The organism is Pseudoalteromonas piscicida, assembly GCF_002744175.1.
GTDB lineage: Bacteria > Pseudomonadota > Gammaproteobacteria > Enterobacterales > Alteromonadaceae > Pseudoalteromonas > Pseudoalteromonas piscicida_B.
This window is the reverse complement of record NZ_NKHF01000052.1, coordinates 41,397-64,654: the sequence shown is the minus strand read 5'-3', so window position 1 is coordinate 64,654 and position 23,258 is coordinate 41,397. Positions and strand designations below refer to the sequence as shown.

27 protein-coding genes and 1 pseudogene are annotated in these 23,258 nt (G+C 42.9%); 19 read left to right on the top strand and 9 right to left on the bottom strand.

The window, feature by feature from the left end:
* Nucleotides 1–4: 4 nt before the first annotated feature.
* Nucleotides 5–184: a YnbE family lipoprotein gene (locus CEX98_RS11955; protein WP_099642294.1), complete on the top strand. Its 180-nt coding sequence runs from the start codon at nt 5–7 to the stop codon at nt 182–184.
* 9 nt (nt 185–193) lie between these two features.
* On the top strand, nt 194–514 hold the full coding sequence (locus tag CEX98_RS11950) for a YdbL family protein (RefSeq protein WP_099642293.1): 321 nt from the start codon (nt 194–196) through the stop codon (nt 512–514).
* Between the two features lie 85 nt (nt 515–599).
* Here the strand turns inward: CEX98_RS11950 and CEX98_RS11945 are convergent, their stop codons facing one another.
* Nucleotides 600–1,142, bottom strand: a complete 543-nt coding sequence (locus tag CEX98_RS11945) for a DUF1415 domain-containing protein (RefSeq protein WP_099642292.1) — start codon at nt 1,140–1,142, stop codon at nt 600–602.
* 3 nt (nt 1,143–1,145) lie between these two features.
* A pseudogene (gene waaA, locus CEX98_RS11940) lies at nt 1,146–2,413 on the bottom strand (lipid IV(A) 3-deoxy-D-manno-octulosonic acid transferase).
* Between the two features lie 145 nt (nt 2,414–2,558).
* On the opposite strand from waaA, the gene CEX98_RS11935 reads away from it, so the two are divergent.
* From CEX98_RS11935 to hldE, 3 genes are read left to right on the top strand one after another with little or no spacing between them, the layout of a single operon-like run.
* Entirely contained in the window at nt 2,559–4,004 is a 1,446-nt protein-coding gene (locus tag CEX98_RS11935) for a capsule assembly Wzi family protein (RefSeq protein ID WP_099642291.1), read from the top strand.
* Nucleotides 4,005–4,044: 40 nt separating this feature from the next.
* Nucleotides 4,045–4,641: an SIS domain-containing protein gene (locus CEX98_RS11930; protein ID WP_099642290.1), complete on the top strand. Its 597-nt coding sequence runs from the start codon at nt 4,045–4,047 to the stop codon at nt 4,639–4,641.
* Nucleotides 4,638–6,086 (top strand): bifunctional D-glycero-beta-D-manno-heptose-7-phosphate kinase/D-glycero-beta-D-manno-heptose 1-phosphate adenylyltransferase HldE, encoded by a 1,449-nt coding sequence (gene hldE / locus CEX98_RS11925; RefSeq protein WP_099642289.1) that lies wholly within the window; start codon nt 4,638–4,640, stop codon nt 6,084–6,086. The genes CEX98_RS11930 and hldE overlap by 4 nt, the downstream gene beginning before the upstream one ends.
* Here hldE and CEX98_RS11920 read toward each other — a convergent pair.
* A complete protein-coding gene (locus tag CEX98_RS11920; protein WP_099642288.1) occupies nt 6,083–6,796 on the bottom strand; it encodes a 3-deoxy-D-manno-octulosonic acid kinase in 714 nt (237 codons plus the stop codon). The two genes, hldE and CEX98_RS11920, sit on opposite strands and share 4 nt — an antisense overlap.
* A 108-nt stretch (nt 6,797–6,904) precedes the next feature.
* Here CEX98_RS11920 and CEX98_RS11915 point away from each other — a divergent pair, with 108 nt between their 5' ends.
* From CEX98_RS11915 to glpG, 6 genes are all read left to right on the top strand, one after another.
* Nucleotides 6,905–7,963 carry a glycosyltransferase family 9 protein gene (locus CEX98_RS11915; RefSeq protein ID WP_099642287.1) on the top strand — a complete coding sequence of 353 codons (1,059 nt, stop codon included), beginning with the start codon at nt 6,905–6,907 and terminating at the stop codon, nt 7,961–7,963.
* Nucleotides 7,964–7,965: 2 nt separating this feature from the next.
* Nucleotides 7,966–8,520 carry a D-glycero-beta-D-manno-heptose 1,7-bisphosphate 7-phosphatase gene (gene gmhB / locus CEX98_RS11910; RefSeq protein ID WP_099642286.1) on the top strand — a complete coding sequence of 185 codons (555 nt, stop codon included), beginning with the start codon at nt 7,966–7,968 and terminating at the stop codon, nt 8,518–8,520.
* A gap of 216 nt (nt 8,521–8,736) precedes the next feature.
* Nucleotides 8,737–9,933: a glycine C-acetyltransferase gene (locus tag CEX98_RS11905; protein ID WP_099642285.1), complete on the top strand. Its 1,197-nt coding sequence runs from the start codon at nt 8,737–8,739 to the stop codon at nt 9,931–9,933.
* A gap of 45 nt (nt 9,934–9,978) precedes the next feature.
* Nucleotides 9,979–11,004, top strand: coding sequence for an L-threonine 3-dehydrogenase (gene tdh, locus CEX98_RS11900; RefSeq protein ID WP_099642284.1), 1,026 nt, complete (start codon nt 9,979–9,981; stop codon nt 11,002–11,004).
* A gap of 103 nt (nt 11,005–11,107) precedes the next feature.
* A complete protein-coding gene (gene glpE / locus CEX98_RS11895; RefSeq protein ID WP_099642283.1) occupies nt 11,108–11,425 on the top strand; it encodes a thiosulfate sulfurtransferase GlpE in 318 nt (105 codons plus the stop codon).
* A complete protein-coding gene (gene glpG / locus CEX98_RS11890) occupies nt 11,422–12,252 on the top strand; it encodes a rhomboid family intramembrane serine protease GlpG (protein ID WP_099642282.1) in 831 nt (276 codons plus the stop codon). The genes glpE and glpG overlap by 4 nt, the downstream gene beginning before the upstream one ends.
* Before the next feature lie 50 nt (nt 12,253–12,302).
* Here glpG and CEX98_RS11885 read toward each other — a convergent pair whose 3' ends face one another.
* Nucleotides 12,303–12,698 (bottom strand): flagellar basal body-associated protein FliL, encoded by a 396-nt coding sequence (locus CEX98_RS11885; RefSeq protein WP_099642281.1) that lies wholly within the window; start codon nt 12,696–12,698, stop codon nt 12,303–12,305.
* 157 nt (nt 12,699–12,855) lie between these two features.
* Between CEX98_RS11885 and CEX98_RS11880 the strand changes: the two genes are divergently transcribed.
* Both CEX98_RS11880 and ubiA read left to right on the top strand, forming a co-directional pair.
* Nucleotides 12,856–13,383 (top strand): chorismate--pyruvate lyase family protein, encoded by a 528-nt coding sequence (locus CEX98_RS11880; protein ID WP_242441692.1) that lies wholly within the window; start codon nt 12,856–12,858, stop codon nt 13,381–13,383.
* Entirely contained in the window at nt 13,373–14,236 is an 864-nt protein-coding gene (gene ubiA, locus CEX98_RS11875; RefSeq protein WP_099642316.1) for a 4-hydroxybenzoate octaprenyltransferase, read from the top strand. Before CEX98_RS11880 ends, ubiA begins: the two co-directional genes overlap by 11 nt.
* 192 nt (nt 14,237–14,428) lie before the next feature.
* Here ubiA and CEX98_RS11870 read toward each other — a convergent pair whose 3' ends face one another.
* The 3 genes from CEX98_RS11870 to CEX98_RS11860 all read right to left on the bottom strand — a co-directional run bounded on the left by CEX98_RS11870 (nt 14,429) and on the right by CEX98_RS11860 (nt 17,420).
* Entirely contained in the window at nt 14,429–15,331 is a 903-nt protein-coding gene (locus CEX98_RS11870) for a LysR family transcriptional regulator (protein ID WP_099642279.1), read from the bottom strand.
* Nucleotides 15,332–15,439: 108 nt separating this feature from the next.
* On the bottom strand, nt 15,440–16,963 hold the full coding sequence (locus CEX98_RS11865; RefSeq protein WP_099642278.1) for a DUF3369 domain-containing protein: 1,524 nt from the start codon (nt 16,961–16,963) through the stop codon (nt 15,440–15,442).
* A gap of 58 nt (nt 16,964–17,021) precedes the next feature.
* Nucleotides 17,022–17,420, bottom strand: coding sequence for a DUF2721 domain-containing protein (locus tag CEX98_RS11860; RefSeq protein WP_099642277.1), 399 nt, complete (start codon nt 17,418–17,420; stop codon nt 17,022–17,024).
* Between the two features lie 108 nt (nt 17,421–17,528).
* Here CEX98_RS11860 and CEX98_RS11855 point away from each other — a divergent pair, with 108 nt between their 5' ends.
* Genes CEX98_RS11855 through tsaD form a run of 3 tightly spaced genes read left to right on the top strand, consistent with a single transcriptional unit; the run spans nt 17,529 to nt 19,515 of the window.
* Nucleotides 17,529–17,867 carry a DUF2007 domain-containing protein gene (locus CEX98_RS11855; RefSeq protein ID WP_099642276.1) on the top strand — a complete coding sequence of 113 codons (339 nt, stop codon included), beginning with the start codon at nt 17,529–17,531 and terminating at the stop codon, nt 17,865–17,867.
* The gene (locus CEX98_RS11850) at nt 17,860–18,453 is read left to right on the top strand and encodes a YjaG family protein (RefSeq protein WP_099642275.1); all 594 of its coding nucleotides are present in this window, start codon (nt 17,860–17,862) and stop codon (nt 18,451–18,453) included. The genes CEX98_RS11855 and CEX98_RS11850 overlap by 8 nt, the downstream gene beginning before the upstream one ends.
* A 48-nt stretch (nt 18,454–18,501) precedes the next feature.
* Nucleotides 18,502–19,515: a tRNA (adenosine(37)-N6)-threonylcarbamoyltransferase complex transferase subunit TsaD gene (gene tsaD, locus CEX98_RS11845; RefSeq protein ID WP_099642274.1), complete on the top strand. Its 1,014-nt coding sequence runs from the start codon at nt 18,502–18,504 to the stop codon at nt 19,513–19,515.
* Here tsaD and plsY read toward each other — a convergent pair.
* The gene (gene plsY, locus CEX98_RS11840; RefSeq protein ID WP_099642273.1) at nt 19,512–20,102 is read right to left on the bottom strand and encodes a glycerol-3-phosphate 1-O-acyltransferase PlsY; all 591 of its coding nucleotides are present in this window, start codon (nt 20,100–20,102) and stop codon (nt 19,512–19,514) included. The two genes, tsaD and plsY, sit on opposite strands and share 4 nt — an antisense overlap.
* A 123-nt stretch (nt 20,103–20,225) precedes the next feature.
* On the opposite strand from plsY, the gene folB reads away from it, so the two are divergent.
* From folB to CEX98_RS11825, 3 genes are read left to right on the top strand one after another with little or no spacing between them, the layout of a single operon-like run.
* Nucleotides 20,226–20,576, top strand: coding sequence for a dihydroneopterin aldolase (gene folB / locus CEX98_RS11835; RefSeq protein WP_099642272.1), 351 nt, complete (start codon nt 20,226–20,228; stop codon nt 20,574–20,576).
* Between the two features lie 7 nt (nt 20,577–20,583).
* Nucleotides 20,584–21,072 carry a 2-amino-4-hydroxy-6-hydroxymethyldihydropteridine diphosphokinase gene (folK, locus tag CEX98_RS11830; protein ID WP_099642271.1) on the top strand — a complete coding sequence of 163 codons (489 nt, stop codon included), beginning with the start codon at nt 20,584–20,586 and terminating at the stop codon, nt 21,070–21,072.
* Complete coding sequence (locus tag CEX98_RS11825; RefSeq protein ID WP_099642270.1) at nt 21,069–21,869, top strand: undecaprenyl-diphosphate phosphatase; 801 nt, start codon at nt 21,069–21,071, stop codon at nt 21,867–21,869. The genes folK and CEX98_RS11825 overlap by 4 nt, the downstream gene beginning before the upstream one ends.
* A gap of 188 nt (nt 21,870–22,057) precedes the next feature.
* On the opposite strand, the gene CEX98_RS11820 is transcribed toward CEX98_RS11825, so the two are convergent.
* A complete protein-coding gene (locus CEX98_RS11820) occupies nt 22,058–23,014 on the bottom strand; it encodes a methylenetetrahydrofolate reductase (protein WP_099642269.1) in 957 nt (318 codons plus the stop codon).
* Between the last annotated feature and the right edge of the window lie 244 nt (nt 23,015–23,258).

Sequence of the window (23,258 nt, the reverse complement as noted above, 5' to 3'; positions counted from 1 at the left end):
GTGAATGAAATGGATGCTGGTAATAGTGGCTATACTTGCGTTAAGTGCTTGTACTCATAAAGTACAGGTAGAGACTAAAGAGCCAATAACGATTAATTTAAACGTAAAAGTGGATCATGAGATCCGCGTAAAAGTGGATAAAGAACTCGATAATCTATTCAGCGAAGACAGCGAGCTATTCTAAGGAGGATTTATGAAGCTTAAAGCAATCTCTACCCTAATTATTGGGCTCAGTATGAGTTTCGCCGCGTTCGCAATTTCAATTGATGAGGCTAAATCGCAAGGGCTAGTTGGTGAAACCACTTCAGGTTACCTTGGTGTAGTCAAAAGTGGTCAGGGCGTGCAACAACTGGTCGATGAAATTAATGCAAAGCGTAAAAGCAAATATGCGCAGCTGGCGAAAAAGAACGGGATCACCCTTGAGCAAGTCGAAGCACTTGCAGCTAAGAAAGCCTACAATAAAACCCAATCAGGACACTTTATTCAGGTTAATGGTCGATGGGTGAAAAAATAGAAGTGACCGAAGCGTTACCGCTACTACATATGAAAGGCTGGTTAATCCAGCCTTTTTGGTGCTTACCATTTTCGTCTCGTTGGTATTAACCCTGATGCTGACACTGCTGTAGTAAATGCTGCCAAAATGCAGTGCCCTTACGTCTGGCTAAGCGAATATTGTTTTCTGGGATTTGCTCTGGGTCGTCATACTCTTCTAAGGCTTGTGCCATGCTCTCTTCACGGATCAGATGTAACGTAGGGTAAGGAGCTCGATTGGTGTAATTTGCCGCGTCATCATCTTCACTGTCGGCGAACACATAATCAGGGTGGAAGTTGGCAATTTGATAAGTGCCTTCGAACCCTTGTGCAACTAAGAGCGCATTCGCAAGGTCCACTAAATCTAAAAATTCGTTAAAGTCTTCAAAACCTCGCTCGAATATCACCAAAGTGGTTTCTCGTTCGCGGTGCAGTGTTAACTCCGAGCACTGCTGCAACATATCCATGACGGCGTCGTCATGCTTGATTGCTGAAGATACATGGTAGTGTATTGTCTTACTTTCTACTTCTTTTCGTGCAAATGGACAAAAGTTATACTTTACAATTACTTGGCTTACCCAATTTTGCATGGCTGTGATGACTTCTTTCATGGGTTACTCCAAACCGATATTGATTAATTGAATTGTCTTGTCCACCGCGCCCACATTTTGAAGCAGCACTGCTTTTGCGTGCTCTCCGGTCTGTTGTCGAAGCTGCTTATTCTTGAATAAAGCAATGACCTGTTCAGCAAGATGCTTGCTGTTTTGCACGACAATAGCACCCTGTTGTGATTGTAGTTGCGGATAAATATGAGCAAAGTTATAAGTATGCGGGCCACTAATTACAGGAACGCCATGCGCTGCTGCTTCAAGTGGATTATGCCCCCCGCGTTCAATTAGGCTACCACCAATATAAGCAACATCGGCACTGCCAAACAACCATTTCAATTCACCCAGTGTATCAGCCAATAGAATACATGCATCTGCATTATTTTCGTCTAGACTTTTTCGCGAAATGGCACGTTTTGCTCATGTAGATAATTGGCAACGGCTTGAAACTGCTCAGGGTGACGAGGCGCGATAATAAGTAATGCATTGTCTATCTGCTTGGCTACCTGTAAATGAGCGGCAATTACTTGCTCGTGCTCCTTTGGATGGGTCGAACCAGCAAGCCAGATCGGTCGCCCTGGGTAATTGGCTTTAAATTGCTTAGCTTTTACTGCGTCTTCTTCAGTAATAGAAATATCAAATTTAATTGAACCGGTAATATGAAGCTTAGTTTTGTCCAGCCCGAGCTGGATAAAACGTTCTCCATCTTCACTGTTGTGGGCCGCGAGTAAGTCGATGTTGTTAATAAGTCCTTTGGTTAACCAAGCATGCTTCTTGTAACCTTGAAATGACTTCTCGGATAATCGTGCATTGACTACTAGAGTATTACATTGATTTCGTTTGGCATAATAAAATAAGTTTGGCCACAACTCCGTTTCCATGACAATAAGCTGTTTTGGTTTGAGCGCGTTGAAAAACCGCCTAACAGCAAACCCAAAGTCTATGGGTAAATAACAGGCGCTAATTTGGGAGTTGCCTTTAAACGCTTTTGCAATTTCTGCTTTCCCCGTGGGAGTGTTACAGGTGATGATGATCGGCGTTTTTTTATGAGAGCACTGAATTGATTTGATCAGCACTGTAGCTGCAAGCACTTCGCCAACAGAGGCACAATGGATCACAATACTGTGCTGTGGCAAGTTCGTTAGCCCAAACCCGAGACGCTCTGTAAAGTGGACGCGATAGCCTGGATTTTTTTTGCCTCGAATGAAATACAAGTAACTTAACAGAACAGGTGCTAATACTAGCAATAATAGAGAATAAATTCGGCGCGCCATGGAAATCGCTTCAGCTCAAAAATCGTTATTTTACCTTGTTATGACGTAAATTAGAACGAACTACACAATTTTACACAGTTCAACAGATGCCTCGGGGCTTCTGGTTTGGTAATATTCAGCGCAATAGATGTAATGGAATAACAAAATGAATTTAGCTCAAATACTTGCTTGTTGTGGCATATTCGCTTCGAATTTAGTTATAGCAAGTCCCACAGCCTATTTACCTATAGGTCAAGATCCGCTATTGGAATATCAAATTGACAAAATGTTTGCCGTGACAGTTGGTACACCAATGGCTAAGCCTTATCGTATCAGTGAAATCAAGATGCACTTGACGAATCTAAAGCAAAGAGATCCTAGCTTGCATCAAAGTATCAGCGAGGGGATTGCCCCTTACTTGCAAAGTGATGGGATAACTCAGCGCTCGATAACATTGCGTGTTGACAGTGGGGAAGAAAAGCAGATTGCAAATGATAGAGGAAACTTAAGCGGTGAATATGCTGAATTAGGGTTTGCTGGTGTTTGGCGTGGCAGTGACACTAGTATTTTGCAAATTGGCGCAGAATATCGAGCAGAAGCAAATAAACTAGTTCCGTATAATACTTTTTATGGTATGTCGTTTGGTAACCTACAGCTAAATTTAGGCTACAAAGAGCACTGGTTTTCACCGTTTAAACATTCCGCTCAGGTTTACTCAAACAACGCAAAACCGTCATTATCAGCTTCGCTTGGATTAGTGGTGCCGGTGAAAAACTGGTGGAACTTCGACTTTGAGCTTTTTTACTCGGAACTAGAGAAAGTTCAACAGGGAATAAAGTTCCAAGGAACACTTCATGATGGCACACCCAAGATTGCAGGTACTCATTTTAGTATTGAACCGTTAGATGGTTGGAAAATTGGTTTAAATCGAGTACTGCAATTTGGTGGTGGACCGAGAAAAGTTGATTTCGGGGATTTCATTAAAGCGTATATTGACCCTGCTGGCAGTGATAATAGGACGGAAGATCTTGCTCAAGATGACGAGTTAGGTGACCAGTGGGCGACTATTACAACGAGCTTCACTACAGAGTATGGAACGAAAGCCCAGTGGTATCTGGAGTATGGTGGTGAGGATACAAACAACCATAAAAACTACCTATTCGGCAATACTGCAACGAGTGTAGGGGTTTTTCTTCCTCAGCTTACACCGAAAGCTTCACTTAGGTATGAATTTACCGACATGGAGAGCTTGTGGTACGTCAATGAAATTTATGAAACCACAGGCAATACAATAGATGGATTTGTTATTGGTCATTTTGCTGGAAATCATCGCCAGTTTGACGATGGTGCGCCGGCACAAGTTCATGTCTTAGAAGGGACCTATCAGTCTGACTATCGTTCGCTGTGGCGTGCTAAACTTTCCGTAATCGATAATGAAAGTAACTATTTTAACGAACTAGGTGAAATGGGGGCTGAATATGAGCGTGGATACGAATTCGAGCTCGCCCATATCGGCGAAGCATACAGCAAGCAAGTCGAAACCAAATTAACCTTAGGTAAAGATGTCTTTGGTGAGAATTACACTTGGTTATCAGTCCATGTATACTGGTAAGTATTACACGGGACGAGCATAGAATAGTTTAGGAATAAATATGTCATTGAATGAACAAGTAGCACAAAGCTACTTAGCAAGCTTACAGCGCCATGTCGATGTCTTCGAAACCATGGCAAACTATCACCAAGAGTGTGTAGAGCTATTGGAAGCCTGCCAGAGCACGTTGGCTGCTGGCGGTAAAGTGATTTGGTTTGGTAATGGTGGCAGTGCCGCAGACGCACAGCATTTAGCTGCGGAGTTTGTGGTGCGTTATAAGTTAGAGCGTGGACCTCTGGCATCTATTGCTCTGACTACAGACACTTCTATTCTTACAGCGCATAGCAATGACTATCATTTTGACTCGGTGTTTGAACGTCAAGTGCAAGCATTGTGCAAACCAGAAGACATGGTTATTGGCTTGACCACCTCAGGCACGAGTCCAAATATTAATTTAGCGCTTCAGGCTGCCAATGACATTGGCGCTTTTACCGTTGCCTTAACAGGACGGACAGGTGGAAAAGTGAAAGATATTGCGAAACTACCAATTATCATTGCTAACGATGAAACTGCACGTATTCAAGAAGCGCATATGTTTATTGGCCACTGGCTATGTGAAGCGGTAGATATGCTTGTTGAGGCGGAGCAAAAAGCATGAATTTAGCCGCACTACAACAGCTTAATCAGGCCCGAGTGTTGGTTGTCGGCGATGTTATGCTTGACCGCTACTGGCATGGCGATACTGGCAGGATCTCTCCTGAGGCGCCTGTACCTGTGGTCAAAGTCAGTGCGTTGGAAGACAAAGCCGGTGGTGCTGCAAACGTTGCTAAAAACATAGCGCATCTCGATGGCAAGGTCGGCTTACTTGGCCTAATTGGTGAAGACGACAATGGTAAAACTTTAGAAGCTATTTTGACGCAAGAAAAAATAGAGTCGAGTTTGGTTAATGTGGTTGAATTGCCAACCATTGCTAAAATGCGGGTGATCAGTCGTCATCAGCAGGTGGTGCGTTTAGATTTAGAAGAGCCTTTTCAATTATCCCACAGCCAATTATTGCTTGAGCGTCTAAAGCAAGAGGTTGATAACTACGACTTTGTGCTGTTTAGTGATTACAACAAAGGTGCACTTTGTGCTATTTCTCAGATGATTGCCGTTGCGAAAGCGGCTGGCAAAACCGTACTGATTGACCCGAAAAATAGTGACCTAAGTTTGTATCGTGGTGCCGATTTTATTACTCCAAATTTAAATGAGTTTAAATTAGCTGGAGGTGACGCGAGCTCTGAAGAGTCATTAACCGCAAGTGCACGGGAGTTGCTCAAAGAGTCAGGTATTGGCGCAATGCTTCTGACTCGCTCAGAGCAGGGCATGTCTTTGATAACCGCAACTGAAAAGCATGACTTTCCAGCGCAAGTTCAGGAAGTTAGCGATGTAACCGGTGCAGGCGATACGGTAATTGCCACACTCACGACTATGCTTGGGGCGGGCATGTCTGCGAAAGATGCAGTTGAAGTTGCTAATATTGCAGCAGGGATCGCGGTAAGCAAACTTGGTGCGGCAACGGTATCACCAGAGGAATTGAGCCGAAAGTTAGGGCAATACCTGCGCGAAACTGGTGAGCATTATCAAACACCATTTGAGGAAGTGTTGAAGCATATTTCTTTCGCAAAACAAAACGGTGAAACGATTGTATTCACTAATGGTTGCTTTGACATTCTCCATGCAGGACATGTGCGTTACTTAGCGCAAGCGAAAGCAATGGGGGACAGATTGGTTGTCGGTTTAAATAACGATGAGTCTATTGCACGCCTGAAAGGACCAGAGCGTCCAATCAACCCGCTTCAAGAGCGAGCTATGGTGCTTTCTGCACTAGCGTCTGTTGACTGGGTGATCCCATTTGGTCTTGTTGAAGAAAATGATACGCCTGCCAAGCTGATAGAAATGGTCAGTCCTGACATTTTAGTCAAAGGGGGCGATTACAAGGTGGAAGATATTGCAGGTGCCGAGCATGTCCTGAATCAGGGAGGAAAGGTTGAGGTGTTGCCATTCCTTGATGGTTGCTCGACTTCGAATGTGATTAAAAAAGCACAGCTGCAAAAAAGTTAAACCGAGCTGCGGTAGGCTTGAACCAAAGCTTGCCACTGATTATCTTCAAAATAAAAGGTCGGCCATTTGCCGGCCTCTTTTTTAAAAGAGCGCTGCAAGCGATCGATATTTGCCTGTTGCCATGTAGCAGCAGGTTTCAGCATCTTGCCTTTGTCAAAATCGATGAGAAAGACTTCTCCGTCGCCGTTAAACAAAATGTTGTTGATATTTAAGTCATCATGATAAGCCCCTGCGCGATGGAACTTTGCTATTGTGTGAGCGATTCTTTCCAGTTCATCGTTGCTAAGTGCTCGAGTTTGTAATATTTCGCAAACACTGGTGGCATCATCCACGGCTTCGGTCAAAATATCTGCACGATAAATACCAAAGCGAAGCGATATTCTGGCTGCAATAGGTGCAGGTACGGGTAATCCCAAAGCTTGTAACTGCTCGAGTAAAGCAAACTCTTGATATACACGAGTGTTTTCTAATCGTGTGAAAATATATTGGTCACTCAGTAGTTTTCCGATTAAGCCACCACGATAATAATGCTTGAGTACAGCAACTCCTTGGTTAAATTTCACAAACCAAGCCGTCGCTCGGCCCTGCTTGGAACCAACAACTGCATTGTTATTCTGCCAATATTCAGGCTCAAACATTTCCGCCGAAATAGTCAGTGCTGAGTGAGAGGGGGTAAGTAAAAAGTAATGTGGTTGCTTAATGATCTGCACTGTTTCGGTATTCTTGAGAATTAATTGTTATATTCTAACGATTTTTCGTGATCAGTGAAACTTGCAAACTTGTTTGATTAATTTAAGATCAAGCGCCTGTTACTTTCCATGAGAACAAATGTTTTGAGCAACTCTTTATCCTCCATTTGCATTTTGCGACTTTCAGCTATTGGTGATGTTTGCCATGCCGTTAGTGCTGTACAAGCGATCCAACGAGCTCATCCACAGGCTAAGATTACTTGGGTAATAGGTAAAGTAGAAGCCATGTTATTAGCTGACCTACCAGGAGTCGAGCTGGTGGTATTTGACAAAAAGCAGGGGAAAGCAGCTATTAAAGCATTAAAGGCCAAGTTCAAAGGTCAAAAGTTTGATGTTTTGCTACACATGCAAGTCGCATTGAGAGCAAACCTGGTTGCTCGCGTGATCCCCGCAAAACAAAAAATCGGATTTGATAAGGGGCGCTCCAAAGAGCTTCATAGCTTGTTTATCAACAAGCGGATCGCCCCACAGGAATCGCCTCATGTACTTGAAGGGTTTCAAAACTTTGCCCGTGCAATTGGTGCAGAATGCGAACAACCAAGCTGGAATATGCCTGTCACCGACAGCCACAAAGCATCTGCTCAAGCATTGCTTCCAACTGGAAAAGTCTTTGTTATTTCTCCAGCGGCAAGTAAAGCAGAGCGCAACTGGCTACCGCAAAGGTATGCTGCTATTGCAGATCACGCTGTCAAAAATGGCTTCAACGTAGTGATCACAGGAGGGCCGACGGAGATGGAGCATAGCTTAGCGGCAGAGATCCAAAAAGAGAGTCAGTCCGAGTTATTAAATCTCGTAGGCAAAACAGACTTAAAAACGCTCTTATGTGTACTCGAACAAGCTGATTTAGTACTGGCACCTGATACTGGACCTGCTCACATGGCAGTGACGGTTGGCACGCCTGTTATAGGCCTATACGCCCATTCAAACCCAACACGAACAGGCCCTTACCTGTACCAAGACTATGTGGTCGAGGTGTACCATCAAAACCTAGTAGCACAAAAGGGGAAGCCAGCGAGTGAACTGCCTTGGGGGACCCGAGTAAAAGGAAGCGATTTAATGTCACAAATTGAAGTGACTGATGTTATCGCAATGTTTGACCGCGTAGTAAAAGAGCAGGGGCTTGATTAATCATGCATAAGGCTATCTTTTTAGACAGAGACGGTGTCGTCAATAAAGATCATGCGTACGTTCACAAAGTCGCTGATTTTGAATTTATCGATGGGGTATTTGATGCTTGCAAACGGTTTGTTCAAGCAGGCTACAAAATTGTGGTGGTGACAAACCAGTCGGGTATAGGCAGAGGTTATTATAATGAAGCTCAGTTCCATCAGTTAAGCGATTGGATGTGCGCACAATTTATGGCACAAGGTATTGAAATTACAGGTGTGTACTTCTGTCCACATCACCCCGAGAAAGCGGAGGCACCGTATAACATTGACTGTGATTGTAGAAAACCAGAACCCGGTATGCTGCTACAAGCAATTGCAGAACATAACTTAGATCCTGCTCAAAGCATTATGGTAGGTGATAAAATATCGGATATTCAAGCTGCTCGTGCTGCAGGGCTTGCAACCGCTGTGTTAGTCGAGTCTGGGCAAAGCTTTAGCGAAGCGCAAAGACACTTAGCTGATCATGTGTGTACATCGCTTGCGGCGGTGCCACAGATATTATCTTTACCTGAATGAAGAAACTTCACTGCTAACCGTCGCAAATCGTGCATTTATTGTGTGAACCTTTTAAAATATAGATATCTTTTGAGTAGCCACTTAACCTCAGCGGTTACTTTCCAATAAACTTGAGCGCTGTGACGTAAGCGTTCAAGCGTAAACTTCTGATAGTGAAAGCCATTCAGCATAAGTTGGGGCGGCACACTATCACCGTGCAAAAATGGAGACTCCTTGATGAGAGCATCGGCCTTCTACAGCCAACTTCAGCAACAAATTGAAGAAGTAAAAGCTGAAGGATTATATAAAAAAGAGCGTATTATCACTTCACAGCAACAAGCTGAAATTGCAGTGTCTACCGGCGAAAGTGTTATTAACTTTTGTGCTAATAACTACCTAGGGTTGGCAAATCACCCAGAGCTTATAAAAGCCGCTCAGCAGGGGTTAGACGATCACGGTTTCGGTGTGGCTTCTGTGCGTTTTATCTGTGGTACGCAAGATATTCACAAGACGCTGGAAGCGAAAGTTAGCGAGTTTTTGCAAACAGAAGATACGATCCTTTACTCATCTTGTTTTGATGCCAATGCTGGTTTATTTGAAACCATTTTAGGTCCTGAAGATGCCATTATTTCAGATTCACTAAACCATGCTTCAATCATTGATGGTGTACGCTTATGTAAAGCGAAACGCTTCCGTTACGCTAATAACGACATGGCGGATCTTGAAAAGCAACTGATTGCTGCTAATGAGGCTGGTGCAAAAACTAAATTAATCGCTACAGATGGCGTGTTCTCAATGGATGGTGTTATTTGTAACCTAAAAGCCGTGTGTGATTTAGCTGATAAATACGACGCGCTAGTAATGGTTGATGATTCTCACGCGGTAGGATTTGTTGGTGAAAACGGTCGTGGCACACCAGAATACTGTGGTGTATTAGACCGAGTTGATATCATTACAGGTACGCTTGGTAAAGCGCTAGGTGGTGCGTCAGGCGGCTATACTTCTGGTAAGAAAGAAATCGTAGAATGGTTACGTCAGCGCTCTCGTCCTTATCTATTCTCAAACTCATTGGCGCCGTCAATTGTGACCGCTTCAATCAAAGTATTAGATATGATGAAAGAAGGCGACGCACTACGAGCTAAACTTTGGGACAATGCGGCTTACTTCCGCACTAAGATGGAAGCTGTTGGCTTTACTTGCGCTGGTAAAGATCACGCAATTATTCCTGTTATGTTAGGCGATGCGAAAGTGGCGTCAGAAATGGCTGACAGACTACTGGCTGAAGGGATTTATGTGATCGGCTTCTCTTACCCTGTGGTGCCTAAAGGTCAGGCGAGGATCCGTACACAAATTTCAGCTGCACACACCACAGAGCAGCTAGACAAAGCAATCGAAGCCTTTACACGTATCGGTAAAGATCTAGGCGTTATTTAATTTTGTCACCGGTCTTTGCACCGGTGTAGCTAGTGAGCGAATACTATGAAAGCATTATCCAAGTTGAAAGCTGAAGAAGGAATTTGGATGGCGGATGTGCCAAAACCGGAAGTTGGGCACAACGATCTATTGATCAAAATTCGTAAAACCGCAATTTGTGGTACCGATGTACATATTTATAAATGGGATGAGTGGGCACAAAACACCATCCCAACGCCTATGGTTGTAGGCCATGAGTATGTAGGTGAAGTGGTTGATATGGGTCAAGAAGTGCGTGGTTTCAGCATTGGCGACCGAGTATCAGGTGAGGGTCATATTACCTGTGGCCATTGCCGAAACTGTCGTGCAGGGCGTGTTCATTTGTGTCGCAACACCATTGGTGTCGGCGTGAACCGTGAAGGCTCCTTTGCCGAGTATTTAGTTATTCCAGCATACAATGCTTTTAAGATCCCAGATAATATTTCTGACGAATTGGCATCGATCTTTGACCCATTTGGTAATGCAGTACACACGGCATTATCGTTTGACTTAGTCGGTGAAGACGTATTAATTACAGGTGCAGGTCCAATCGGGATCATGGCTGCTGCGGTTGCCAAGCATGTTGGCGCGCGTCATGTGGTGATCACTGATGTAAACGAATATCGCCTCGAGCTTGCAACTAAAATGGGCGCAACAAGAGCGGTAAATGTAGCCAATGAGAGCCTAGAGACGGTAATGGAAGACCTTGGTATGACTGAGGGCTTTGATGTTGGCCTTGAAATGTCAGGTGTTCCTTCTGCCTTTAAAGGCATGCTAAACAGCATGAATCATGGTGGTAAAATTGCCATGTTAGGTATTCCACCTTCGGATATGGCTGTAGATTGGAATCAAGTGATCTTTAAAGGCTTAGTGATCAAGGGGATCTATGGCCGTGAAATGTTCGAAACTTGGTATAAAATGGCAAGTTTGATCCAATCTGGTTTAAATCTTGACCCAATCATTACGCATCAGTTCCACGTTGACGACTTCCAGACAGGCTTTGATACGATGATTTCGGGCCAATCAGGAAAAGTTATTCTAAATTGGGATTAACACTCATCTTTGCTTAGAACATAAATGAGTAGTTATAATGAAAGGACGGCTAGGTCGATAAGACTTAAGCCGTCTTTTATTTTTTGTATTAAATAGGTAACACATGTCCTTTAAACATATTTCTGTAGCAGACACACACGCGCTTTTGAGTAACGAAAACGTTGTCATTGCAGACATCCGCGATGAAAACACTTTTGCACAAGGGCATATTCCAGGCGCTGAGCATTTATCAAATGCAAGCCTTGCGCACTTTATGCAGGAAAAAGAATTTGATCAGCCTATCATTGTGGTTTGCTATCACGGTATTTCTTCACAAGGCGCGGCCAATTATCTGGTTGAACAAGGTTTTGAGGAAGTGTATAGCATGGATGGAGGCTTTACACAGTGGGCTACTGAGTTGCCAAGCGAGATTGAAAAGTGAAACTTATCGCCCATTATCATAATCCACGGCTTGCTCAAGGCGCGGTTGATTACTTTAAGACACAAGGTGTTTATTGTGTGTTACAAAGTCATGATGGGCGACAAGTGGAAGTTTGGCTGGAAAGGGGAGATGAACAGCGTGCGGTACAATTGTGGCATGAGTTTGTAGCGCATCCCGAGGCCGAACAATACCAAGCTGCTTCTTGGCAAACAGGAAGTACTCAAGGTTTATTTACATATCAAGGTCAGGAGCTTAACCTTGCTCAACGCTTTTTGAGTTTAAATTGGTTACTACAAGGCGTATTTGGCGTTAGCATTATTGTATTTATTGCTATGCTATTTGGCGATGCCAATGGTATTTTTTCTACGTTACGCTTTGCAGTAGATAAGCCATGGACCTGGATTGCGCCAACCTTAATTCACTTTAGCGCGATACATCTGATTTTCAATTTAAGTTGGTGGCTACACTTAGGTGCACAAATCGCGGAGCGCTTTGGAATACGCGCGCTGATTTGTCTATATGTTGTCACTGGGTTAACCAGTAACTTTATGCAGTTCTTATTGGTGGATGCTAATTTTGGTGGGTTGAGCGGCGTAGTATACGGTTTACTCGGCTTTTGCTGGATTGTAAGTCACCGCTCCCCAGCACAGCCTGCTTTGGTATCAAAGCCTGTGGTTGGCTTTATGCTGCTGTGGATGTTATTTGGCTTCACAGACATGTTCTTCATCAACATGGCTAACTGGGCACATTTATTTGGCCTGTTATCAGGTATGATGGTGGCTGCTTGCTGGCCACTAGGAAGAAACACTGAGTATAGTGATAAATGATACTTTTCATAAGCAGAACTCGGCTAAGCTGCCCGAGTTCTATCTCGAGGTTAGTGATATAAGTATTTAGTAAATAACACATCCCGGACAATTTCTTGCCCCGTTTCTTCTTTCAGTAAGGTTTTAAGCTTCTCGGCACAGCGTTGTCTGATTTCTTCTCGGCCAGTTAACGATTTGATGGTTTCTTCATTTTCTTTACTTAAGATCTGAACAATGGCGTCTCTTAGTAAAGGTGTATGGTGTTCTACAACTGCAATATTGGAGACGTCGTTCAGCATCAGATCGACGGTAACACGAACATAGCCCAGTTTTTTGCTAGATTGGCCGATATAATTGGTGATGATATCAGGCTCAAACCCAAAATACCCAATAGTTGAGTCCGCTTTAGCAGGGGAAGCCGCGGTTAATGCTAAGCATATAGTAAGTACAATAGCCAACAGTCTCATGTTTAATTAGGTATCCTAATTCAATTTACTTTTTACTTAGTTTATACATAATTGTGTTGATTTTACAGGTGGCTGTTAGATAAACATAAACTTTTTAGAAAGCACCAGCTCTGCTATTATGGCGGCGGATTTTTAAAACGGATATAGAACCTTGCCTGTGCACTTACCCTTAGAACTTTCTTGGCAGAAGAACACGCAGTTGGTAAATGTCGAGCCAGCACTTGCGCCTTACTTACTTGAAACTCAATCGTTAACCGCAAAGCTTAAAAGCAGTTGCGATTGTTTTTCAGTTTCGGTGATTGCAAATGAACACCGAGTCGCACCTGTAGCGCTGCAAAATGAGTTTCCCGAGTTGGCATGGTGCAGAGAAGTGACCTTAAACTGCAATGGTAAGGTGGCGGTTTACGGGCAAAGCTGGCTCAATGATGAGGCATGTTCAGCGGGGATGGACTCAATAGGAGAAACGCCGTTGGGTGAACTGTTATTTACGGATGTAAATTGGCAGCGCGGGGAGCTGGAGTTTATTCGGCTAAGAGCGCAGGAGCATCCTCTACTCCTTGAGCTGATGGAACCGAGCCGTCAATCGCAAGCTGAATTATTTGCTCGAAAAAGCTGGTTTAAAAATGGCAGCGCTAAGATCTTGGTTTGTGAAGTGTTTGTAGCGGATGGTTTTTATGATGAATAAACAAAAGTGGCAAGCCTATAGCCAGCTTATGCGCTTGGACAAGCCCATTGGTACATTATTGCTATTATGGCCGACACTCTGGTCCTTGTGGTTCGCGTCAGAGGGCTTTCCTAGTATTTCATTAATCATAATATTTGCACTGGGTGTATTTATCATGCGAAGCGCAGGGTGTGTGATCAATGACTTTGCTGATCGTAAGGTAGACGGTGCGGTAAAGCGCACGGCGATGAGGCCTTTGGCCAGAGGAGCGGTAACCAGTAAAGAAGCATTAGGTTTGTTTGCCATTTTAGTTGGGATGGCGTTTATTTTAGTGCTTTTGTTAAATTGGCAGACCATTGTTCTATCTTTAGGTGCGCTAGCACTAGCCTCTGTTTATCCCTTTATGAAACGCTATACCAACTTACCACAAATTGTACTCGGCGCTGCTTTTAGCTGGGCTATTCCCATGGCGTTTATGGCGGTCAATGAGTCTGTACCATTGCTTGCTTGGGTATTGTTTGCTGCAAATCTTATTTGGACCGTTGCCTATGACACTATGTATGCCATGGTAGACAGAGACGATGATTTAAAAATAGGGGTTAAATCCACTGCGATTCTATTTGGTAAATGGGATAGGCATATCGTCGCACTGCTTAACCTCAGTTTTATTGTGATAATGGCTGCGGTTGGTGCGCAGTTTGAGTTAAACTTTTTATTCTGGCTTGGATTGGGGATTGCTTGCGCCTTACTTGCGAGACAACAGTACGCCATTCAGCATCGCGATCGTGAGGTGTGTTTTTGGGCATTTTTAAATAATAATTATGTGGGGTTAGCTATTTTTTCAGGTGTAGTAGCAGGCTTTATATCACTGTAATAGGTAGTAAGAAAAAACTGGTAAACACAAGTATTTACCAGTTTTTAGTGTAACTAAATAGTAAAATTTTTGCCTAGCTACTAAAGCTATTTCTCCGCTTCAAATAGCTCGTATTACTTAATACGTTTGGTATTATTTAATGTAATTCAAAAACAACTAGTTAGATTATTCCTTATCCAAACTTCAGGTTAACTAATAAGTGATCGTTTGTTTGCTAGAAGCCGAGGCGGCACCTTCAATCAGTTCAAGTAGGTGGTTGATATGTGCATTGGAACCAACTTGATGGTTAGTTTGCACAATCAGCTGCTCTCTATCCAACGCTTTATTCGTCTTTAAAAGCACTAAATCTGGGTCTTGTGCGATGGTTTTCGAGTGCTCGATACTGGCAATAGCAAAACTGTTGCTATTCTTTAACCCTGCGATCACCTGTTCGATACTACCGATTTTTACACCTGTCGATTTATTCAAAGACTCCACCGCTTCATTTAGCATGTTTTGCACTTGTTTCGATTGCGAGAAGCAACCATACATTGGGTAGTGTGTTAATTCAGCCTTACGAATACTATCTTGGTTCGCTAGAGGGTGACTTCTAGAGACAAAAAGCACCAGTTGATCTGGGAGATGTATATCGCTAACAATACTATTTGCGCTTTGCAAATATACACTAATATCAATTTCACCGTGTTGAAGCTTACGAGAAAGCTCCAGCTCGTCTTGCAATTGCATTTCTATTTTAACATCAGGGTACTGAGCCAAGAATTGACCACAAGATACAGGGACTATGCTGCTTGCTTGTGATGTGTAACCAATAATTAACTTTTGGTTATCACGACCAAACAAACTTTGCTTTATTGTCTTCTTGGTTAAATCCAGTTCGGATAAGGTTGTTTTGCAATATTTTAAGAAAAGCTCACCTTGTTCGGTCAATTTTACCGAGCGGGTAGAGCGCTTGACGAGTTCACAACCTATTTCATCTTCAAGGGTTTGGATACTTCGAGTAAGGGCTGAAGTACTTATTTGGGTCTGTTCCGCAGCTTGTCTAAAATGTCTCAAATTACCTAATGCAACGAACTGCTCGAGTTGTTCAAATCTCATGTGAAATTCCTTTTAATTTCAACTAAAACACATTTATTACGACTTTTCCCAATAATAATACACAAAACGGGAAAAGGAAAGTGAAGTTTTTACATTCTGATTACAAAGTTAGTCAGGGTACTTATCACGTATCTCAATAAATTGTTCAAGGTTGTTTAGAAAAAGGTCAATCAATTTAGGTTCAAATTGCTTTCCGTTTTCTTCATTAAGTAATTTTATCACTTTTTCGAGCGGCCAAGCGGGCTTATAGCAACGCGCACTCCCAAGCGCATCAAAGACATCTGCAAGTGCTGTGATCCTCCCCACAATATTTATTTGTTCCCCTTTCAAACCTTGTGGATATCCTGAACCATCCCACTTTTCGTGATGCTGATAGGCGATTAATGCACCGCATTGTAAAATTTCATTTGTTGAATTTTTCAATATTTCATAGCCTTGCTGTGCATGGGTTTGCATGATGAGCCATTCATCATCAGTGAGTTTTCCAGGCTTATTTAAAATGTGATCAGGGATACTTATTTTGCCAATATCATGCAGCGGTGAGGCAAGTTTTATGATTTCGGCCTGATAGTGAGAAAGGCCATAAAGCTGAGCCAGTAACATACTATAATGCGCGACCCGTTTAACGTGCGAACCCGTTTCTTTGGAGCGTTTTTCTACTGCTTCACCAAGAATGTAGGAGAGTTCTTTTTGTGAATCCTTGACGGTTTCACGCAGCTTTAAGTTGTCATAAGCCAGCGCTATGTTGTTTGCAAAAAATTCAAGTAGCTGAAAATCCATGTTTTGAAGATCACTATCCTTACTTACATAAATCATGGTTTCATTACCTTCCCGCGAAGGAAAGTAGCCGATATACTCGTTTCGCGTTTTAATGGAGGACTTTTTATTGTGTGTTTCAATAAAGAGCTTTTGTACGTTTTCTGGCAGGATGCCATTACTGGGCTCTATCCCTTCTCCTGAAGCGGCGAGTAACTTAAACTTGGCGGGCTCATTCGCTTGGTGATTGACTGCCGCTGCGCAATAAATTTCTGAGTCGGACAATCCCATCACTGCGGATACATGAGATAATATGGTTGATGCAAAATCTTGAATATTGCTGCACTGTAAAAAATTGGAGGATGCATCAATAATGCGCTCTAAGCCCATTTTATGCTTCTCTATGGTTTGAATATCCCTATGGGCACGTAAAGCAGAATAAAGTAGTGTTTTTAGTTTTACTGCGGTCAGTTCAGTTTTGTTTTTATAGTCGTTTATGTCGTAGTCGCGGATGACCGACTCTTCAGGTGCCTCACCTGGTTGTCCTGTTCGTAGAACTAGGCGAATATCATAATTTTCAAGCTCATCACGGATATAACGAACCAAATCAAGGCCTGCGTGATTACTTTCCATGACCACATCGATAAGGCCAACAGAGATGTTTTTTTCCGCCTTTAAGATAGACTTCGCTTCTTGAGCAGAATAGGCGTGATGAAACCGAAGCGCTCTACTCTCAAATTTAAAACCAGATAAGACTAGTTTTGTCACTTGATGAATATCTTCTTCATCGTCTACAACCAGAATATCCCAGTAGGTATCGGCCATTTTATTTGTAGGGCTTTCTAGCACTTCATCTGAGAACAAAAATCCGCTCACAGATTACTCCTCTTTTTATGCTGACTCAAAGTTAGTATAGTCGGCAGTAACAAGGGTGCTAATTTTGTTGCGGTTTTTTCTCGATATTTTGTAGCTCTAATTCTATGGCATCGCAAGAAATATGTATTTCATACAATGAAAGCAGCAGTGATAGTGTCAAGCTACAAAGGCTTGCTCCAAACAGGGTCACGCCGAGTAAAGATATCTCTAGAAATAGCGCAAACATTGATGAAGTACATAGTAAAAATGCAATGACGCCCCAAACCTGCATCCTTCTTATTAGTCTTATTCGCTTTCTTAGGTTTTCGATTTGTGCTTTTACCAATGGTCTTATTGTATCGCCTTCTCTGGCATTTAGCTCTCTTATCAGCTGGGCAAGTACTAAAAATCGATTAGTATAGGCAAGGAGCAATAACGAAATCGCTGGGAATAGTAAGCCTGGTGTTGTTAAAGTCATAGGGGCATTTTAATTTAATTACTAAGCGTGTAAGTGTGATGATAATACGTCATTTTATCAAGAAACAAATAAGCCCTTATGGTGCTTTTTCAATTTTGAAGGCTGGCAATGAGTGAGCAATCCTTTCGATGGGTCGAGTTGTGTTCAATTGGTGATTTTGTTGAAGCGCACTTAATTAAAGGGCTACTGGAGCAAGCAAATATTCAGGTCCGATTGCAAGGAGAGCATTTATCTGGGGCGATTGGCGAAATTCCATCTGAACAGGCGGCAATCAAGCTGTTGGTTTACGCAATAAAGTTACCCGAGGCAGAGGAATTATTGGTAAACTACAATCAATCACGTCGTCACAGTGCCACCAACCATCGCGATTGGTTGTGTAGCCACTGTGCTGAGTTAAATGGACCAGCATTTGATTTTTGCTGGCAATGTGGAAAGAAGCATGAGTAAAGCAAATAACTTTCAAAGAATTAGAGAGTTAAATTACCTTCAAAAAGCAGTGTTAGGCGCGGCTATTATTGAGCGTATGTTGCCAAACTATTCACTGTTTAGTGAAGCAACAGGGTTTGGTGATGAGCAAGTGTTAAGAAATGCACTAAACCTAATTTGGGAAAAAATCTTAATACCCAAGAGCAAGATTAGTTTGGAGAAGTTGGTCGAAAAGGTTGAGCCTAACGTACCTGAGCTAAGTGACTTTGATATGTTTGGCACTTACCCTGCAATTGATGTTGCCACTGCTTTGCTTGGTATGTTGCAAGGTTTAATGACAAAAGATGAGCATGAGTTTGTTAGCGTTGCCAAAATTTCGCAAGCAACAGTAGCCAAATACATTGAGTTCATGCTGATGGCCGAAGACGTAATCCCCACGAACGAGTTAATTCGTGAACACCCGCAAATGCAATACGAGATAGAGGTGCTTGCTGAGCTGATTGAACATGTTGAAAACATGGGACGTATCAGTAGCGACTCAGTAAAGGCGTTAAAGGCGTTAGCAGTAGCGGATGGACAAACTAATATTGGTTTGGAACTTGAGTAGTTGATTTCGTATAATCAACGGTTGCAGTAAAGAGTTTGGAGAAGTAACTTGCGTATATTGGGTATAGAATCCTCGTGTGATGAAACTGGTATTGCCATCTATGATGATGAGCAAGGTCTACTGGCACATCAATTATATTCTCAGGTCAAGGTCCATGCCGATTATGGCGGTGTGGTGCCTGAACTAGCGTCACGAGATCATGTGCGCAAGACTATTCCTCTTATTGAAGCGGCTTTTGCAGAAGCCGGTTGTGGTCCTGACGACCTCGATGGTATTGCTTACACGGCGGGTCCTGGCTTGGTGGGAGCGCTACTGGTTGGTACTTCAATTGGCCGTTCTTTGGCTTTTGGCTGGGGGATACCGGCAGTTGCTGTACACCATATGGAAGGTCATTTATTGGCACCGATGTTAGAAGACGATAAACCTGAATTCCCATTTGTTGCGCTCCTAGTATCCGGTGGCCACACTATGATGGTGAAAGTTTCAGGAATTGGAGAGTATGAGGTGTTAGGCGAGTCGGTAGATGATGCTGCTGGTGAAGCGTTTGATAAAACAGCGAAGCTGTTAGGATTAGATTATCCCGGTGGCCCAATGCTGGCGAAAATGGCAACGCACGGCCAGCCAGGCCGTTTTACCTTCCCTAAGCCAATGACTGACAGGCCAGGACTGGACTTTAGCTTTAGTGGACTAAAAACGGCAGCGGCAAATACTATTCGTAAGGAAGGGGATGATGAGCAAACTAAAGCTGATATTGCTCACGCCTTCCAGAGCGCAGTGGTCGAAACATTAGCGATTAAATGCAAGCGTGCACTCAAAGAAACAGGGATTAAAAGCCTAGTTATCGCGGGTGGCGTGAGTGCTAATACAGAGTTGAGGCAAAAGCTCGAACGTATGATGCAGGGCATGAAAGGCCGAGTCTACTATCCTAGAACGGAGTTTTGTACAGACAATGGTGCCATGATTGCTTATGCAGGCATGCAGCGGTTAAAAGCGGGACAATATGCTCCTTTGGATATGAAAACCAAACCTCGCTGGCCGTTGGATAGTCTTGAGAAAGTCTAATCTTGAGACTTTTTCCCTACCTTTGGCTCCTTCCCGGTTAGGAGCCTTTTGATATTGGCCCTATGGCGTACGATGATGACTAGGGTTAAAAAGCTAACGGGTACCGTATAAAGGGGCTTTATCCACCATGTATAAAGTGGCGCGGCTGAGACTGCCACAATAGCAGCAAGCGACGAGTATCGCGTTAATAGCAGTACCACAAGCCAAGTGCTGATCAACAACCCACCCAATGATAAGCCTATCGGCAACAATGCACCAAAGGCCGTTGCAACTGCCTTACCACCATTAAAATGGAAAAAGATAGGATAGATGTGTCCAAGACAGGCGCTGACTGCGATTGCACCTAGCCAAACCGGCTCTATTTTAAGGAAGTATGCACCCCACACAGGGATCGTACCTTTTAGAATATCGAAGACGAGCACCAGTACCGCCGGGATTTTACCTCCCAGCCTTAATACATTAGTTGCGCCAGGATTATTAGAACCATTAAAGCGAGGATCTGGGAGTTTGAACAATCGACACACCAGAATCGCAGAGGAAATCGATCCCAACAAATAAGCACATACGCACATTAAACTGATTAACACTGTCTTCCTTATTTTTTATTGCGTTGTTTTGGGCTATGATCGGCGGTCTTAAGTCCTGCAATTTCGTACTATGCGAATTAACCATGCAGGAAGATTACAGCGATAAACATGTTTGGAGTTTACATGGATAAAGTCTATATCTCGCAGCTACACGTCGAAGCCATAATAGGAGTGTACGACTTTGAAAAAGAAAGTAAACAAAGCCTTTACTTTGATGTAGAGATGTTGACCGATATTACCGCTGCTGCGCGTCATGATGATATTCATTTAGCTGTTGATTATGCTAAGGTCAGCGAGCGCATTATTGCTCATACTCAAGCAAAACCTGTGGAATTACTAGAAACCTTAGTGGAGCAGCTAGCCGCGATTATTTTAGCAGAATTTAATGTACAACAAGTGCTTATAAAGGTTAGTAAGCCGGCAGCAGTGTCACAAGCACAGACGGTTGGCGTAGAAATTGTGCGTAAGAAGTAGAGTAAACATGGCACAAATTTTTATTAGCCTCGGCTCCAATATAGACAAAGAAAAAAATTTACTCAGTGGCCTACAAACCTTGATAAAATATTTTCCAACTTATCAACATTCAACGGTTTTTGAGAGTGAAGCTGTCGGCTTCGCAGGGAATAATTTTTATAATTCAGTGTTTGCTGCACAAACTGAGATGTCGTTAGAAGCGGTGTGTCGACTATTAAAAGTAATTGAGTATGACCATGGCCGTCGCTGTAATGAGAAAAAGTTTAGCCCGCGCTCACTGGACCTAGATATTCTTTTTTATGATCACATTATTTGTTCATCACCCGCTCAGTTGCCTCGAGATGAAATAACTAAAAATGCCTTTGTGCTGCAACCATTAGCTGAACTTGCTGCCGATTTTATTCATCCGATTGAAAATAAATCGATTAGGCAGTTATGGCAGGAGTATCACAACCCAACTCAAAAATTATGGAAAGTGGAGTTTCCCAAGTTATGAGCTTTATAGAGATTGTTGTCCTTGCAATTATTCAAGGTCTCACCGAGTTTTTACCGATTTCTAGTTCTGCCCACTTATTATTACCGTCTCAGGTATTAGGATGGCAAGATCAGGGACTCGCTTTTGATGTTGCTGTTCACGTTGGTACATTACTGGCCGTAGTGATTTATTTCCGTCAGGACATTGTGAGTCTGCTGTCGGGGTGGTTCAAGTCCTTCTCAGGTACGCACTCCAAAGAAAGCCGCCTTACTTGGTGCATTGTGGTTGCCACCATTCCATTTGTACTATTAGCCCCATTGTTAAAAGACGTAGTAGAGATCTATTTGCGTAGTGCGTGGGTGATTGCAACATCGACTATCGTGTTTGGCTTATTGTTGTGGTACGCCGATGTAAAAGCGAAGCAAATCAAAGACGAGTTCGCGCTAAATTGGAAAAGTGCGTTGATCCTTGGCCTCGCTCAAATTACAGCGGTAATACCGGGCACGTCACGCTCTGGTATTACCATCACCGCAGGGTTGTTATTGGGGCTTGATAAAAAGAGTGCGGCGAGGTTTTCCTTTTTGATGTCTATTCCTGTTATTTCAATGATGGGGCTTTACTACACTCTAGAGTTGGCAACAGGTGGGGAAGCAGTTGATTGGAACGCACTGTTAAGCGGTGTTGCTCTGTCTTTTGTTTCGGCTTATGCCTGTATTTTCTTCTTCCTTAAGATCATAGAGCGCATGGGCATGATGCCGTTTGTGATATATCGCTTGCTACTTGGTGTGGGATTAATTGCCTTCTTGAGTCTGAGTTAACCTGAGTTTCGGATAATTAATGTCTTTCTAGCAACCAGTTTTAGCGCTAACTGCGTTGAATTCACTTCCAATAGCCAGCTTATCTATCAAGCTGGCTTTTTTTATCTTGGCTCATTGTTATACCAATAGAATTAAATCTCTAATCAATTTGAAGGATGAAATAGCGCATTTACCTAATACATTTGGCATTATGCAATTTGCTTTTCTGCGAGGCTCAATTCCATCGTTGCTTTCAAAAGCCGATAAAGGTTGATGGAAGCATCAATCTCTTGTTTGCGGTTTGTAAGACTCTCAATGTTTAGACCCAGTGCAATATCTAAATGGGCGCAACTTTTCAAAATTTGGTCCAAGTTTTCTCTACAGATACGAATGGACTCACTCAAGGTATTATCTGCATCCAGCATCCGCCACTTCGTTGCTTCTGGTACTGAAATGCCAAGCCACTCCATAAATTGTAATGTCTTTTCACCACCACAAGGTGTAAAAGTTAAAATAATGCGTTTTGGTGTTTTACCTTGTTGCTTGCACGTACGAGCATAGCTTGTGATGAGGTCGATAGTAGCTTGGGCATCATAAACAGCTTGAGAGACAAAAAATTGGCAACCTTGCTCGGTTTTGTCGATTAATCGCTCGTGTTCATTACGTTTACTTGCATGACGCTCGGCAATCGTAACACCACCCAAAAAGAACGTTTCTTGATGGTGCTTTAGCACTTCGTAAGCGTCACCTAACGGTAGCTTAATCTCACCTTGTGAAGACGGGCTACCTACTAACACTAGATTGTCTAAGCCATAATGCGCTTTGGTATTAGTGAGCCAGTGGCTAAATGCGGCAGCATCGCGTTGGGCTACGCTTTTGTAGGTGATAACGTCAAGTGCTGAAAGCTCACGGATCAACTGACTATATTCGCATGGATCAACAGTGTGTTTAAACGGAAACGGGCGTGGCGCCTGTGTGCGACTGCTTTCATCTTGAATGTCATAAATGATCACACCGTCATATTCAATTTCATGTAACCGGCCCAATAACTTTGCCGCAATTGATTTTAGTTGTTCAGGTTCAGTGCCTAGTTTCGGTGGTGTGGTACCAATTAAATATACCCCTTGGTTAGGGTCAATGATTTTCTCTTGAAGTGTTAAAGCCATAATCCTCATTCCACATAAGCAGGTTTTGCATCTGCTTACTAATATAGCAGCCATTTAGACGTCTAGATAGATTTTTTTAATGAAAGAATTTCAAGATTTATGAATTTTCCTCAAGTTCTACCTTTGCCTTACATAATTGTTTACAGATTTGTAGGGAGAATCGTCTTGGAAATTAGCGAATTAGTACTGCATTGGGCATAATCAGGTAGTTGAATTAGGTAAGCGAATAAGAGTTTGCTTACCA

Coding starts and splice junctions, on each gene's coding strand:
- CEX98_RS11955 (WP_099642294.1), top strand. CDS start 5: ATGAAATGGATGCTGGTAATAGTGGCTATACTTGCGTTAAGTGCTTGT.
- CEX98_RS11950 (WP_099642293.1), top strand. CDS start 194: ATGAAGCTTAAAGCAATCTCTACCCTAATTATTGGGCTCAGTATGAGT.
- CEX98_RS11945 (WP_099642292.1), bottom strand. CDS start 1,142: ATGAAAGAAGTCATCACAGCCATGCAAAATTGGGTAAGCCAAGTAATT.
- CEX98_RS11935 (WP_099642291.1), top strand. CDS start 2,559: ATGAATTTAGCTCAAATACTTGCTTGTTGTGGCATATTCGCTTCGAAT.
- CEX98_RS11930 (WP_099642290.1), top strand. CDS start 4,045: ATGTCATTGAATGAACAAGTAGCACAAAGCTACTTAGCAAGCTTACAG.
- hldE (WP_099642289.1), top strand. CDS start 4,638: ATGAATTTAGCCGCACTACAACAGCTTAATCAGGCCCGAGTGTTGGTT.
- CEX98_RS11915 (WP_099642287.1), top strand. CDS start 6,905: ATGAGAACAAATGTTTTGAGCAACTCTTTATCCTCCATTTGCATTTTG.
- gmhB (WP_099642286.1), top strand. CDS start 7,966: ATGCATAAGGCTATCTTTTTAGACAGAGACGGTGTCGTCAATAAAGAT.
- CEX98_RS11905 (WP_099642285.1), top strand. CDS start 8,737: ATGAGAGCATCGGCCTTCTACAGCCAACTTCAGCAACAAATTGAAGAA.
- tdh (WP_099642284.1), top strand. CDS start 9,979: ATGAAAGCATTATCCAAGTTGAAAGCTGAAGAAGGAATTTGGATGGCG.
- glpE (WP_099642283.1), top strand. CDS start 11,108: ATGTCCTTTAAACATATTTCTGTAGCAGACACACACGCGCTTTTGAGT.
- CEX98_RS11885 (WP_099642281.1), bottom strand. CDS start 12,698: ATGAGACTGTTGGCTATTGTACTTACTATATGCTTAGCATTAACCGCG.
- ubiA (WP_099642316.1), top strand. CDS start 13,373: ATGATGAATAAACAAAAGTGGCAAGCCTATAGCCAGCTTATGCGCTTG.
- CEX98_RS11870 (WP_099642279.1), bottom strand. CDS start 15,331: ATGAGATTTGAACAACTCGAGCAGTTCGTTGCATTAGGTAATTTGAGA.
- CEX98_RS11860 (WP_099642277.1), bottom strand. CDS start 17,420: ATGACTTTAACAACACCAGGCTTACTATTCCCAGCGATTTCGTTATTG.
- CEX98_RS11855 (WP_099642276.1), top strand. CDS start 17,529: ATGAGTGAGCAATCCTTTCGATGGGTCGAGTTGTGTTCAATTGGTGAT.
- CEX98_RS11850 (WP_099642275.1), top strand. CDS start 17,860: ATGAGTAAAGCAAATAACTTTCAAAGAATTAGAGAGTTAAATTACCTT.
- folB (WP_099642272.1), top strand. CDS start 20,226: ATGGATAAAGTCTATATCTCGCAGCTACACGTCGAAGCCATAATAGGA.
- folK (WP_099642271.1), top strand. CDS start 20,584: ATGGCACAAATTTTTATTAGCCTCGGCTCCAATATAGACAAAGAAAAA.
- CEX98_RS11825 (WP_099642270.1), top strand. CDS start 21,069: ATGAGCTTTATAGAGATTGTTGTCCTTGCAATTATTCAAGGTCTCACC.
- CEX98_RS11820 (WP_099642269.1), bottom strand. CDS start 23,014: ATGGCTTTAACACTTCAAGAGAAAATCATTGACCCTAACCAAGGGGTA.